This is a genomic window from Brucella sp. NBRC 113783, assembly GCF_040372265.1.
Lineage (GTDB): Bacteria > Pseudomonadota > Alphaproteobacteria > Rhizobiales > Rhizobiaceae > Brucella > Brucella teleogrylli.
In genome coordinates, this window is record NZ_BAABRX010000001.1 from 295067 (window position 1) to 309008 (window position 13942).

Here is a 13942-nt window from a genome sequence, read left to right on the forward strand (position 1 = left end):
TGAACAGTACATGAATGAAAGCTCGCAGCCGCGAGGAGTGACAGCTGTATGATTGAGAATAAAAAGAAGCCCAACCCAATCGACGTACACGTCGGCAGCCGCATTCGTCTCCGCCGCAACATGCTGGGCCTCAGTCAGGAAAAGCTTGGCGAAAATCTGGGCATCACGTTTCAGCAGATTCAAAAATACGAGAAGGGCACCAATCGCGTCGGTGCCAGCCGCCTGCAGGCGATCTCAGCCATTCTCAATGTACCGGTTTCCTTTTTCTTCGAAGACGCACCGGGATCAAACCCCGTCGGCCAGGAAGGCTTTGCGGAAGATAACGAAGCGACCTATGTGGTCGATTTCCTGAATTCGAACGAAGGCGTCCAGCTCACACGGGCGTTCACGAAAATTTCAGATCCGAAAGTTCGCCGGAAAATCATCGATCTGGTGAAGTCGCTGGCAGCAGACGCCGAGTAAGTCACTCCCCTTTACGCCTGTTTTCTGGCGATTCATGCGCGTTTTTCCCCTTTTGACGGTGGCTTTTCGGCCTTGGGAAATGAATTTTTCCCACCGCGCCCTGTCGCAATACGAAAATGCATTGACGGTTCGATCCCAACTTCGCTAACACTTTGACGCGCCCGGAAAGTTCCGGGCGCTACTGTGTTTCCTAGGCGGAGATGTCCTCCGTTGGATTTTCAAGAGGGGTTACCCGTGTCGCGCAGTTCTTATCTCTTCACCAGCGAATCTGTGTCTGAAGGACACCCGGACAAGGTTTGCGATCGTATCTCCGATGAAATCGTCGACATGGTCTACAAGGAAGCGCGCCGCACCGGCGTGGATCCGTGGTCTGTCCGCGTCGCCTGCGAAACGCTTGCCACCACCAACCGCGTGGTGATTGCCGGTGAAGTGCGCGTGCCGGAGACTTTCCTGAAGAAGAATAAGGACGGCTCGATCGCCAGGGACGCCGCTGGCCATCCGCTGATCAATCCTGCCCGCTTCCGTTCGGCAGCCCGCAAGGCGATCCGCGAAATCGGTTACGAGCAGGACGGCTTTCACTGGAAGACGGTGAAGATCGACGTGCTTCTGCACCCGCAGTCTGCCGACATCGCGCAGGGCGTCGATAATGCTGCCGACCGTCAGGGCGAAGAAGGTGCGGGCGATCAGGGTATCATGTTCGGCTATGCCTGCCGCGAAACCCCCGATCTGATGCCTGCCCCGATCTATTATTCGCACAAGATTCTCGAAAAGCTGTCCGAAGCCCGCCATAAGGGCGAAGGCGATGCGGGCAAGCTTGGCCCGGACGCCAAGAGCCAGGTCACGGTGCGTTACGAAAACGGCAAGGCTGCGGAAGTTACGCAGATTGTGCTCTCGACGCAGCATCTGGATGCCAGCTGGGATTCGAAGAAGGTTCGTTCGGTTGTCGAGCCCTATATCCGCGACGCGCTGGGCGAGCTGCCGATTGCAGCGACCTGCAACTGGTACATCAACCCGACCGGCAAATTCGTCATTGGTGGCCCGGACGGTGACGCAGGCCTGACGGGCCGCAAGATCATCGTCGACACTTACGGCGGTGCCGCTCCGCATGGCGGCGGCGCATTCTCCGGCAAGGACACGACCAAGGTTGACCGCTCGGCTGCCTATGCAGCGCGTTATCTGGCCAAGAATGTCGTGGCGGCAAATCTTGCCGACCGCTGCACGATCCAGCTTGCCTACGCCATCGGCGTTGCGCAGCCGCTTTCGGTCTATGTCGATCTGCATGGCACCGGCAAGGTAGCGGAATCCGCTGTTGAAGAAGCGCTGCGTGAAGTGATGGACCTGTCGCCGACCGGCATCCGCAAGCATCTCGACCTCAACAAGCCGATCTATGCCAAGACTTCGTCTTACGGTCATTTTGGCCGCAAGCCGGGCCGTGACGGTTCCTTCTCCTGGGAGAAGACCGACCTCACCAAGGCACTCAAAGCGTCTGTCGCTTAAAGCCTGTTCCAAAAGTTGCATCACAGGCCGCTTGGCGTTATGTGTCTTGCAAATATCAAAGAGCGCGGTCATCGACCGCGCTCTTCGCTTATTCTGACGGATAAAACATGACCGAAGAAACCCATCCTCTGCGCGGTGCCGGAAACTTTTTTGGCCGTCGTCACGGCAAGCCGCTGCGCAGCCATCAGCGGAACCTGTTCGAGGACCTTCTGCCCGAACTGAAGCTCGACCTTGCCAAGCCTGCGCCGCAGGATCTGCGCGCGTTGTTTCCCATCGCGGTTGACGCGGTGCGCATGGAAATCGGCTTTGGTGGCGGCGAACATCTTCATCATGAAACGGGCCGCTATCCGCAGACAGGCTTCATTGGCGTCGAGCCTTTCGTCAACGGCATGGCCAAGATGCTGGCGGCGCTCGATCAGGAGCTGCGTCTCAATATGCGGCTCTATGATGAAGATGCGACGGCGGTTCTCGACTGGATGCCGGATGCATCGCTGACCGGTATCGACCTGTTTTATCCCGATCCGTGGCACAAGCGCCGCCACTGGAAGCGCCGTTTTGTCAGCGACGCCAATCTGGATCGTTTTGCCCGCATTTTGAAACCCGGCGCAAAATTCCGCTTCGCGTCGGATATCGAGCATTATGTAAACTGGACGCTGCAACATTGCCGTCGTCACGATGCTTTTGACTGGCAAGCGGAAAGTCCGGCGGACTGGAACAATGCCTATGAAGGCTGGCCGGGAACGCGCTATGAGGCCAAGGCCTTTCGCGAGGGCCGCAAGGCTGCCTATCTGACTTTTATCCGACGTTGAATTTCTAGAGCGGTTCCGATCAAAACGGTATCGTGAAACCGCTCTATCTATCTGTTTTTACGCATTATCCTACGCAAAATCGCTGCGCACTTTTGCTGGAAATGCTCTAGACAGAAGCGGGACTTGAAAAAATCCGCTTCCGCTGGTATATAACTCTCAAATTCTTGGTCGAACGAACAAGAGTGGGTCCGTCCGGTCCCGCTCTTTTTTGTTACTTAGACCCGGGAAATAGAGGTTTTTCGACCCCTTCGAGAGGTTCAGAGTTGACGGAACAGGTTCAGGCAAACGAAGCAGAGACGCCAATCGTGGCTGTGGATGAGCGCATCATTCGCGAAACGGGCATCGACGCGAAAGTGGCAGGCATTGTGGAGCCGGTCCTCAATACGCTCGGCTTCCGTCTGGTGCGCGTGCGTCTTTCCGGCCTCAATGGCCAGACCTTGCAGATCATGGCCGAGCGTCCCGATGGCACGATGACCGTTGACGATTGCGAGCTGGTCAGCCGTACCGTCGCGCCGGTGCTCGACGTCGAAGATCCGATCAGCGGCAAATATCATCTGGAAATCTCGTCGCCGGGCATCGATCGTCCGCTGGTGCGCAAGTCGGACTTTGCTGACTGGGCAGGCCATATCGCCAAGGTAGAGACTTCTATCGTGCATGAAGGCCGCAAGAAATTCCGCGGTCGTATCGTGCTGGGCGATGCCGAGACGGTGGTGATCGAAAGCGATCAGGTGTCCTACGGCAACGAACCGGTCGTGCGCATTCCCTTCGATGTGATTTCGGATGCGCGTCTGGTCCTCACCGACGATCTGATCCGCGATGCGCTGCGCAAGGACAAGGCCCTTCGTGAAGGCCGCATCCCCGGAGACGATCTGGGCGATGCGCCGGAAGAGACGCCGACAGAAGATACGGCTGACAAGAAATAAGCCGACGAAAAAAGTTTCAGGCATTCGGCGCAAGGAGAAGCCGGGTGCGACACCAAGGAGAGACCTATGGCAGTCAGTGCTAACAGGCTGGAGCTTCTGCAGATCGCCGATGCGGTCGCACGCGAGAAGTCGATTGACCGCGAGATCGTTCTTGCGGCCATGGCCGATGCGATCCAGAAGGCAGCGCGTTCGCGTTACGGTCAGGAAAGCAACATCCGCGCCGACATCAATGCGAAGTCGGGCGAGATCAAGCTTCAGCGTCTGCTCGAAGTGGTCGAGAATGTCGAAGACTACGCCACGCAGATTTCGCTGTTCACCGCACGCGACCGCAACCCGGATGCGCAGATCGGCGACTTCATCGCTGACCAGCTGCCGCCGATGGATTTCGGCCGTATTGCTGCCCAGTCCGCCAAGCAGGTCATCGTGCAGAAAGTGCGCGAAGCCGAGCGTGACCGCCAGTATGACGAATACAAGGACCGCGTGGGCGAAATCGTCAACGGCACTGTGAAGCGCGTCGAATATGGCAATGTGATTGTCGATCTGGGCCGTGGCGAAGCCATCGTGCGCCGTGACGAACTGATCCCGCGTGAAGCCTTCCGTTATGGTGACCGTATCCGCGCTTATGTTTACGACGTGCGTCGCGAACAGCGCGGCCCGCAGATTTTCCTGTCGCGCACCCATCCGCAATTCATGGCGAAGCTCTTCACCATGGAAGTTCCGGAAATCTATGACGGCATCATCGAGATCAAGTCGGTCGCCCGTGATCCGGGTTCGCGCGCCAAGATCGCCGTGGTTTCGCGCGATGCGTCCATCGATCCGGTCGGTGCCTGCGTTGGTATGCGTGGTTCGCGTGTTCAGGCGGTTGTGGCTGAACTGCAGGGCGAAAAGATCGACATCATTCCGTGGTCGCCGGATGCGGCTTCCTTCATCGTCAACGCGCTTCAGCCCGCTGAAGTTGCGAAGGTTGTTCTCGACGAAGATGCGGAACGTATTGAAGTTGTCGTCCCGAATGACCAACTATCACTTGCGATCGGTCGTCGCGGCCAGAATGTCCGCCTCGCATCGCAGCTCACCGGTTGGGACATCGACATTCTGACGGAGGACGAAGAGTCCGAACGTCGTCAGAAGGAATTCACCGAGCGTTCGAACCTGTTCATGGAAGCCCTCGACGTTGACGAAATGGTCGGTCAGGTTCTGGCTTCCGAAGGCTTCGCCTCGATTGAAGAACTGGCTTATGTCGAGCCGGGCGAAATCGCATCCATCGACGGTTTCGATGACGATACCGCTTCTGAAATCCAGCAGCGTGCCCGTGAATATCTGGATCGCCTCGAAGGTGAACTGGATGCGCGCCGCAAGGAACTCGGCGTCGAAGACGAACTGCGTGAACTGCCGAACCTCACCACCGCCATGCTGGTTGCTGTCGGTGAAGACGGTGTGAAGTCGATTGAAGACTTTGCAGGTTACGCTGTTGACGATCTCGTCGGCTGGCGTGAGCGCAAGGATGGCGACACTGTCGCTCATAGCGGCATTCTCTCGTCCTTCGATGTTTCGCGCGTCGATGCCGAACAGATGATCCTGACTGCCCGCCTCAAGGCTGGCTGGATCACGGAAGAAGAGCTGGCAGCAGCCGCTCAGGAAGAAGCCGAAGCGGAAGTCGAGGCTGAAGCCGGTGAAGAAGAAGCTGCTTCGTAAGAAGCGCTGAAAGTTCTGGAGCCGCATGGGTTCTTACGTCTGAAGCAATTCAGGCGTAAGCTGTGCGGCTTCAAGCATCTCCAGCAAAACTGCGCAGCGGTTTTGCGCCCGGAGATGGGGAAACGGGTCTCATCTGCCGGATTCGGTCAGTCGGATCGGGTTTCAGTGGGCCTTGGACCACGTTTCGGGTTGTGGCGAAGCCCCGGCTCTGGTACAGCGCCACGCGTTGCGTTTGATATGTCGGGGAGGTTCCAAACCGCCCGATTTGAGAACATAACGGCGGAAGCGTTGCCAGTTTTGAAGTTGAGTACAAGTCCGTATATGGCAGAGCGGGAGTTTGCGTGGAGCAGGATATGAATGACAGAACCTGTATCGTCACGCGCGAAAGCGGTTCTGCCGATGACATGATCCGCTTTGTGGCAGGGCCAGACGGTTCCGTCGTGCCGGACTTGAAAAGAAACCTGCCAGGCAGGGGATGCTGGGTCAAGGCCGAGCGCCGTCTGGTGGATGAAGCGATCAAGCGCAAGCTTTTTGCGCGGGCGCTGAAGGAAGGCGTGAAGCCGCAGGACGATCTTGGCGCGCTGGTCGACCAGCTGCTGACGAAATCCGCTCTCGGCAGTCTGGCTTTGGCGCGCAAGGCAGGCGCCGTGGTAACCGGCTCGACCAAGGTGGATCAGGCGATCCGCACGGGCGCGGCGGCCATGGTGCTGCATACCAAGGAAGCCGCAGCCGATGGCGTGCGCAAGCTTGATCAGGCAAGGCGCGCCGTGGTGCATCTGGATGGCCCCGATATCCCGGCCTTCACCCTTTTTACGGGAGAAGAAATGGATTTGGCATTTGGGGGCGGAAATGTGATACATGCAGCCGTGCTTGAAGGAAAGGCGGCTGTCGGGTTCGTTCAGCGGGCGCAATTGCTGCATCGCTATCGCGGTGAAAGCGCAACGAATTCGAATTAGAGCGTAATCCCGGAGGCTGGCAGGTCTCACACCGGATTGGGCGTAGAAGTGGATGACTGGAGCATTATCCAACCCGACCAGGTCGCGTTGGATAATGCTCGAGTAGAGCGGCCGGAGCCGCGAAGGAAACGGAACGTAATGAGCGATAACACAAACGACGACAAGACGCTGGGCGTCACCCCCAAGAAGACCCTGACCATGAAGCGGCCGGGCGTCGAGCAGAGCACCGTGCGCCAGAATTTCAGCCACGGCCGCACCAAGGCTGTCGTCGTTGAAACCAAGAAGCGCAAGTTCTCACGGCCAGACGACAAGCCGGAAGTGGAAGCAGCGGCTCCCAAGCCTGCAGCAGCCCCTGCCGCGCCCGTGGCTCAGCCGAAGGCACCGGCAGCACCCGCTGCTGCGGCCCCGGTTGCAAAGCCGCATGTCGCACAGCAACTGCAGCGCCCGGTGCAGCAGCGCCCCAATCAGCAGGCACCGCGCCCGCGCCCTGCCGATCGCTCCGGCATGGTGCTGAACACGCTGTCGCGCTCCGAAATGGATGCACGCCGCCGTGCGCTTGAAGAAGCGCAGGTGCGTGAAGTCGAAGAACGCGCCCGCGCCGTTGAAGAAGCCAAGCGTCGCGCCGAAGAAGATGCGCGCCGCGCCAAGGAACGTGAAGAATCCGCACGCCGTCAGGCCGAGGAAGAAGCCCGTCTCAAGGCTGAGGCCGAAGCACGCCGCAAGGCAGAAGAAGAAGCTGCCAAGCGCGTTCCGCAGCCGGAAGCACGGGGCGAACAGCGCACCGAGCGTCGCGACGATTCGCGTGGCGCACCGCAGGGCAACCGCCCGCAGCACGCTGGCCGTCCGCAGCAGGGCAATCGTCCGCAGTCGGGTGCACCGCGTCCGGCTCCGTCGCTTGCAGAAACCGCTCCGGGACCGGGCAAGCCGCTGCCGCAGAGCCAGCTTCGCAGGCCGGGCCAGTCTGGCGATGACGATGATCGTCGTGGCGGAAGCCCGATGGCAGCCCGTCGTGGCACCGCGGCCAAGCCGGAAGTGCGCGCGCCGAAGGTGGTCAAGACGGAAGACGATCGCCGTCGCGGCAAGCTGACGATCTCCAGCAATCTGGAAGACGAAGGCCGTTCGCGTTCGTTGTCGGCCATGCGTCGCCGTCAGGAAAAGTTCAAGCGTTCGCAGATGCAGGAAACGCGCGAGAAAATCTCTCGCGAAGTGACTGTGCCTGAAACCATTACGCTTCAGGAACTCGCACAGCGTATGACCGAGCGTTCGGTCGACATCATCAAGTACCTGATGAAGCAGGGCCAGATGATGAAGCCGGGCGATGTGATCGATGCCGATATGGCGCAGCTCATTGCTGAAGAATTCGGCCACACCGTCAAGCGCGTTGCGGAATCGGACGTTGAAGAAGGCATCTTCGGTGTTGCCGACAACGAGGCTGCGCTGGTTTCCCGTCCTCCGGTCGTGACCATCATGGGCCACGTCGATCACGGCAAGACCTCGCTGCTCGATGCAATCCGTCACGCCAATGTGGTGTCGGGTGAAGCCGGTGGTATCACACAGCATATCGGTGCTTATCAGGTCGAACAGAACGGCCAGAAGATCACCTTCATCGATACGCCGGGCCACGCTGCCTTTACCGCAATGCGTGCCCGTGGTGCGCAGGCGACCGACATTGCCATCCTTGTGGTGGCTGCCGACGATAGCGTGATGCCGCAGACGATTGAATCGATCAACCATGCCAAGGCGGCTGGTGTTCCGATCATCGTGGCGATCAACAAGATCGACAAGCCAACTGCCGATCCGCAGAAGGTTCGTACTGCCCTGTTGCAGCACGATGTCTTCGTGGAATCGATGGGCGGTGAAGTTCTCGACGTCGAAGTGTCGGCCAAGAACAAGATCAACCTCGACAAGCTGCTGGAAGCAGTTCTGTTGCAGGCTGAAATCCTTGATCTCAAGGCAGACCCGAAGCGTACGGCTGAAGGCGTTGTCATCGAAGCCCAGCTTGATCGTGGCCGTGGTTCGGTTGCAACCGTTCTGGTTCAGACCGGTACGCTGCATCCCGGTGACATTCTCGTCGCCGGTAGCGAATGGGGCCGCGTGCGCGCACTGGTCAATGACCATGGCGAGCATGTGAAGGAAGCCGGTCCTGCTATGCCGGTTGAAGTTCTGGGCCTTCAGGGCACGCCGCAGGCGGGCGACCGCTTTGCCGTGGTTGCCAATGAAGCCAAGGCGCGTGAAATCGCCGAATATCGTCAGCGTCTGGCCCGTGACAAGGCCGTTGCCCGCCAGTCCGGCGCGCGCGGTTCGCTCGAGCAGATGATGAGCCAGCTGCAGGTCAATGGCCTGAAGGAATTCCCGCTCGTCATCAAGGGTGACGTGCAGGGTTCGGTCGAAGCAATCATGACGGCTCTCGACAAGCTCGGCACCGACGAAGTGCGTGCACGCATCGTGCATTCGGGCGCCGGTGGTATCACGGAAAGCGACGTGTCGCTGGCCGAAGCCTCCAATGCCGCGATCATCGGCTTCAACGTCCGCGCCAACAAGCAGGCACGTGACGCTGCCGAACAGCAGGGCATCGAAATTCGCTACTACAACATCATTTACGATCTGATCGAAGATGTTAAAGCAGCAATGTCGGGTCTTCTGTCGCCAGAACGCCGTGAAACCTTCATTGGTAACGCTGAGATTCTTGAAGTCTTCAACATCACCAAGGTCGGCAAGGTTGCTGGTTGCCGTGTCGTTGACGGTAAGGTCGAACGTGGTGCAGGCGTCCGCCTCATCCGTGACAACGTGGTTATCCACGAAGGCAAGCTCAAGACGCTCAAGCGCTTCAAGGACGAAGTGTCGGAAGTGCCGATGGGCCAGGAATGCGGTATGGCGTTCGAAAACTACGACGACATTCGCGCAGGCGACACGATCGAAGCGTTCCGCGTCGAGCATATTACGCGCACGCTCTAATAGCTTTGGCCGGACCGTCCGACAGGGGCGGTCCGGCTTTTTAGAGCTTAATCTGACCGGAGTGAAACGAGCATCGGAAAGATTATGCTTGAAATAGAAAAGCATTGAGCGCCGATGTGATTCATTCAGATCGAAACGCGCTCTAATGCCCGGTTCCGAGGGTCTGACTCCCATCTGAATTGTGGTAAGTTACGCCCATAATTTTCAAGCCGTGTCGTCGGACAGCCTGAGAGGCTGAACGTCGGTCGATGGCTGTTCATCGAGGATTTAGCTATGGCACGTTCCCCGGACCCAAAAGGCTCAGGCGGTCTTTCGCAGCGCCAGCTTCGCGTTGGCGAACAGGTGCGCCATGCATTGGCGCAATTGCTCCAGCGCAATGAAATCCGTGACGATCTGATCGAGCGCACCGTCATTTCCGTTTCGGAAGTGCGCATGTCGCCCGACCTGAAGATCGCCACCTGTTTCATCATGCCGCTTGGCAATGTTGACCCGCAGTCTATCGTCAAGGCTTTGGCCGCAAACGCGAAATTCATTCGCGGACGCATGGCGCCAGTCCTTGGCCAGATGAAATACATGCCGGAGTTCCGCTTTCGCTCCGACACGAGTTTCGACAATTTTTCGAAGATCGACGCACTTCTGCGTTCGCCGGAAGTGGCGCGCGATCTTGCGCATAACGATGAAGACGCTGGCGAGGATGAAACCTCCCGCAATGGAGACAAATAAAGCATGGCAAGACGGGGTAAGAAAAAAGGCCGTCCGGTTTCCGGTTGGGTTATTTTCGACAAGCCGAAAGGTATGGGATCGACCGAAGCGGTCTCGAAGATCAAGTGGCTGTTCAACGCCGAGAAGGCCGGTCATGCCGGCACACTCGACCCGCTCGCATCCGGCATGCTGCCGATTGCTCTGGGCGAAGCCACCAAGACCGTGCCTTATGTCATGGACGGAACCAAGGTCTATCGTTTCACGGTGACCTGGGGCGAGGAACGCTCGACCGACGACCTTGAAGGTCAGCCGACCAAGACCTCCGACAAGCGTCCGTCGCGTGAAAAAGTTGAGGCCCTGCTGCCGAACTATACCGGCCTCATTTCGCAGATCCCGCCGCAGTTCTCCGCCATCAAGATCGACGGTGAACGCGCCTATGATCTCGCCCGTGAAGGCGAAACGGTGGAGATTCCGGCACGCGAAGTCGAGATCGACCGTCTGGAAATCGTCGAATTCCACGACGACAACCGCACCTCGTTCGAGGTCGAGTGCTCCAAGGGCACCTATGTGCGCTCACTGGCGCGCGATATGGGCCGCGATCTTGGCTGCTTTGGTCATATTTCCGAACTGCGCCGCATCGAAGTCGCGCCGTTCACGGAAGAAGACTTTGTCACGCTCTCGGAACTGGAAGCCGTCTGGCCGCCGCTGCCGCCGAAAGACGAGGATGGCAATGTGCTCGAACCCGCGCCGCGCCGCGATTTCTCGGGCCTTGATGCTCTGGTGATCGATACGGGCGCTGCGCTCGATTGTCTGCCGCAGGTGCCGCTGACCGACGATCAGGCGCAGCGCGTTCGCCTCGGCAATCCGGTTATCCTGCGTGGTCGCGATGCCCCGCTGGAAGCGGACGAAGCGTGCGTCACGGCACGCGGAAAACTGCTAGCCATCGGCTATATCGAGCATGGTCAGTTCAAGCCGAAGCGAGTTTTCACTGCTACCTAAAAAGTCCTCGCAACTGCCGGGGCGTATTTGATGCTGGTATTCTTGCCGTTTTTGCACTATATGCCCCAACAGCGATCCCGCAGAAATGCAGATCAGATCGTGTAAGTTGGCCCGCGCTGGACGACATCCCGGCCTGGGCGTCTGTTTTTCCTCTCATCAAGAAAGGGTTTACGATGTCGATTACTGCTGAGCGCAAGCAAGCACTTATCAAGGAATACGCCACCAAGGAAGGTGACACCGGTTCTCCTGAAGTTCAGGTTGCCGTTCTTTCCGAGCGTATCGCCAACCTCACCGAACACTTCAAGGGCCACAAGAATGACAATCATTCGCGTCGCGGCCTTTTGAAGCTGGTTTCGCAGCGCCGCCGTCTTCTTGACTATGTCAAAGGCGTGGACGCAGCGCGCTACCAGGCGCTGATCAGCCGTCTCGGCCTGCGCCGTTAACGGTAAATCGGGCGACGTGATGAACGTCGCCCGTTTGATTTTTAAAGCATTCCCAACAAGAGCGCGAAGCGGTTTGCGTAGGGTAATGCGGAGAAACAGAGAATAGGGCATATGCCCTTATTTCCCGCCCCGCACGAAACAAGGCCGGATCGGGTTGCCCGAGAGCCGAAAAGGCTCATGACATGGACCAGTCATGGGGCAGGATTGCAGGTAGTTCGCTCTCCCCCGAGCTCCCCGTTGTCTTGCCCGTGGCCCGTCCACCAACCACGGAGATGCCTTAGCGCCTGGCGCGGCGTCTCCCTATGAGGACAAGATATGTTCAATACCCACAAAGTGGAAATCGAATGGGGCGGTCGTCCGCTCACGCTCGAAACCGGCAAGATCGCGCGTCAGGCTGACGGTGCAGTTCTCGCAACCTATGGCGAAACCGTCGTTCTGGCGACTGTCGTTTCTGCCAAGGAACCGAAGCCTGGTCAGGATTTCTTCCCGCTGACGGTCAATTATCAGGAAAAGACCTATGCTGCCGGCAAGATCCCGGGCGGTTTCTTCAAGCGTGAAGGTCGTCCGAGCGAAAACGAAACCCTCGTTTCGCGCCTGATCGACCGTCCGATCCGTCCGCTCTTCGTCGATGGCTACAAGAACGACACGCAGGTTGTTCTGACCGTTGTTCAGCACGATCTCGAAAACAACCCCGACGTCCTGTCGATGGTTGCAGCTTCCGCAGCACTGACCCTTTCCGGCGTTCCTTTCATGGGCCCGATCGGTGGTGCGCGCGTTGGTTACATCAACGGCGAATATGTTCTGAACCCGAATATCGACGAAATGCCGGAATCGAAGCTCGATCTGGTTGTTGCCGGTACGGCTGATGCCGTGCTGATGGTTGAATCGGAAGCGCAGGAACTTTCCGAAGAAGTCATGCTCGGCGCCGTCGTTTTCGGCCAGAAGAGCTTCCAGCCGGTGATCGACGCGATCATCAAGCTTGCTGAAGTTGCTGCCAAGGAACCGCGCGACTTCCAGCCGGAAGACCTGTCGGACCTCGAAGCCAAGATGCTGGCCGTTGTGGAGAACGACCTGCGCGACGCTTACAAGATCACCGAAAAGCAGGCTCGTTACGTTGCTGTTGACGCTGCAAAGGCCAAGGCGAAGGCTCACTTCTTCCCTGAAGGCGTTGAAGAACCGGAATTCTCGGCTGAAAGCTTTGCGACTGTCTTCAAGCACCTGCAGGCGAAGATCGTTCGCTGGAACATTCTCGACACGGGCAACCGTATCGATGGCCGCGACCTGAAGACCGTTCGTGCAATCGTCTCGGAAGTTGGCCTTCTGCCGCGCACCCACGGCTCGGCGCTGTTCACCCGCGGCGAAACGCAGGCAATCGTTGTTGCCACGCTCGGCACCGGCGAAGACGAACAGATGATCGATTCTCTGACCGGTACGTACAAAGAATCCTTCATGCTGCACTACAACTTCCCGCCATATTCGGTTGGTGAAACCGGCCGTATGGGTTCGCCGGGCCGTCGTGAAGTTGGTCATGGCAAGCTCGCATGGCGCGCTATCCACCCGATGCTGCCAGCTGCCGAACAGTTCCCTTACACGATCCGTTCGGTTTCCGAGATCACCGAATCCAACGGTTCCTCCTCGATGGCGACCGTTTGCGGCACCTCGCTCGCTCTGATGGACGCCGGCGTTCCGCTTGCACGTCCGGTTGCCGGTATCGCCATGGGCCTGATCAAGGAAGGCGAGCGTTATGCTGTTCTTTCCGATATTCTCGGCGATGAAGATCACCTCGGCGACATGGACTTCAAGGTTGCCGGTACTGAAAACGGCATCACCGCACTTCAGATGGACATCAAGATCGACGGTATCACCGAAGAGATCATGAAGGTCGCTCTGGAGCAGGCCAAGGGTGGTCGCATTCATATTCTCGGCGAAATGAGCAAGGCTCTGTCCACGTCGCGTGAAGAACTCGGCGAATTCGCTCCGCGCATCGAAGTGATGAACATCCCGACTGACAAGATCCGTGATGTTATCGGTTCGGGCGGCAAGGTCATCCGCGAAATCGTGGAAAAGACCGGTGCCAAGATCAACATCGAAGACGACGGCACGGTGAAGATCGCTTCGTCGAACGGCAAGGAAATCGAAGCCGCCAAGAAGTGGATTCACTCGATTGTTGCTGAGCCGGAAGTCGGCGAAATTTACGAAGGCACGGTCGTCAAGACCGCCGACTTCGGCGCTTTCGTGAACTTCTTCGGCCCGCGTGACGGTCTGGTTCACATCTCGCAGCTGGCTGCCGACCGCGTTGCCAAGACCACCGATGTGGTCAAGGAAGGCCAGAAGGTCTGGGTCAAGCTCATGGGGTTCGACGAACGTGGCAAGGTTCGCCTGTCGATGAAGGTCGTCGATCAGGAAACCGGCAAGGAAGTCGTTGCTGAAAAGAAGGCAGAGGCAGACGCTGAATAAGCCCTGCATCGCTTATGAAATCTGAAAGCGCGCCCTCGGGCGCGCTT

General features: G+C 58.3%; 11 protein-coding genes. All 11 read left to right on the top strand.

From position 1 onward, the window contains the following. Positions 1-48 precede the first annotated feature (48 nt). Positions 49-462: a helix-turn-helix domain-containing protein gene (locus ABWW11_RS01405; protein ID WP_078337717.1), complete on the top strand. Its 414-nt coding sequence runs from the start codon at positions 49-51 to the stop codon at positions 460-462. Positions 463-696: 234 nt separating this feature from the next. Next, entirely contained in the window at positions 697-1959 is a 1263-nt protein-coding gene (gene metK / locus ABWW11_RS01410) for a methionine adenosyltransferase (protein ID WP_109370102.1), read from the top strand. Between the two features lie 107 nt (positions 1960-2066). Then, the gene (gene trmB, locus ABWW11_RS01415; RefSeq protein ID WP_319080582.1) at positions 2067-2768 is read left to right on the top strand and encodes a tRNA (guanine(46)-N(7))-methyltransferase TrmB; all 702 of its coding nucleotides are present in this window, start codon (positions 2067-2069) and stop codon (positions 2766-2768) included. 263 nt (positions 2769-3031) lie between these two features. After that, positions 3032-3691, top strand: coding sequence for a ribosome maturation factor RimP (rimP, locus tag ABWW11_RS01420; RefSeq protein WP_109370104.1), 660 nt, complete (start codon positions 3032-3034; stop codon positions 3689-3691). Between the two features lie 66 nt (positions 3692-3757). Further along, positions 3758-5383 (top strand): transcription termination factor NusA, encoded by a 1626-nt coding sequence (nusA, locus tag ABWW11_RS01425; protein ID WP_109370105.1) that lies wholly within the window; start codon positions 3758-3760, stop codon positions 5381-5383. A gap of 353 nt (positions 5384-5736) precedes the next feature. Beyond that, positions 5737-6339 (top strand): RNA-binding protein, encoded by a 603-nt coding sequence (locus tag ABWW11_RS01430; protein WP_109370106.1) that lies wholly within the window; start codon positions 5737-5739, stop codon positions 6337-6339. A 138-nt stretch (positions 6340-6477) separates the two neighbouring features. Next, the gene (gene infB / locus ABWW11_RS01435) at positions 6478-9294 is read left to right on the top strand and encodes a translation initiation factor IF-2 (RefSeq protein WP_109370107.1); all 2817 of its coding nucleotides are present in this window, start codon (positions 6478-6480) and stop codon (positions 9292-9294) included. A gap of 273 nt (positions 9295-9567) precedes the next feature. Further along, a complete protein-coding gene (rbfA, locus tag ABWW11_RS01440) occupies positions 9568-10017 on the top strand; it encodes a 30S ribosome-binding factor RbfA (protein ID WP_109370108.1) in 450 nt (149 codons plus the stop codon). A 3-nt stretch (positions 10018-10020) separates the two neighbouring features. Continuing rightward, on the top strand, positions 10021-10995 hold the full coding sequence (gene truB, locus ABWW11_RS01445; protein WP_319080583.1) for a tRNA pseudouridine(55) synthase TruB: 975 nt from the start codon (positions 10021-10023) through the stop codon (positions 10993-10995). 173 nt (positions 10996-11168) lie between these two features. Next, positions 11169-11438, top strand: a complete 270-nt coding sequence (gene rpsO / locus ABWW11_RS01450) for a 30S ribosomal protein S15 (RefSeq protein WP_109370110.1) — start codon at positions 11169-11171, stop codon at positions 11436-11438. Positions 11439-11753: 315 nt separating this feature from the next. After that, positions 11754-13895, top strand: coding sequence for a polyribonucleotide nucleotidyltransferase (gene pnp, locus ABWW11_RS01455; RefSeq protein ID WP_109370111.1), 2142 nt, complete (start codon positions 11754-11756; stop codon positions 13893-13895). Positions 13896-13942: the final 47 nt, after the last annotated feature.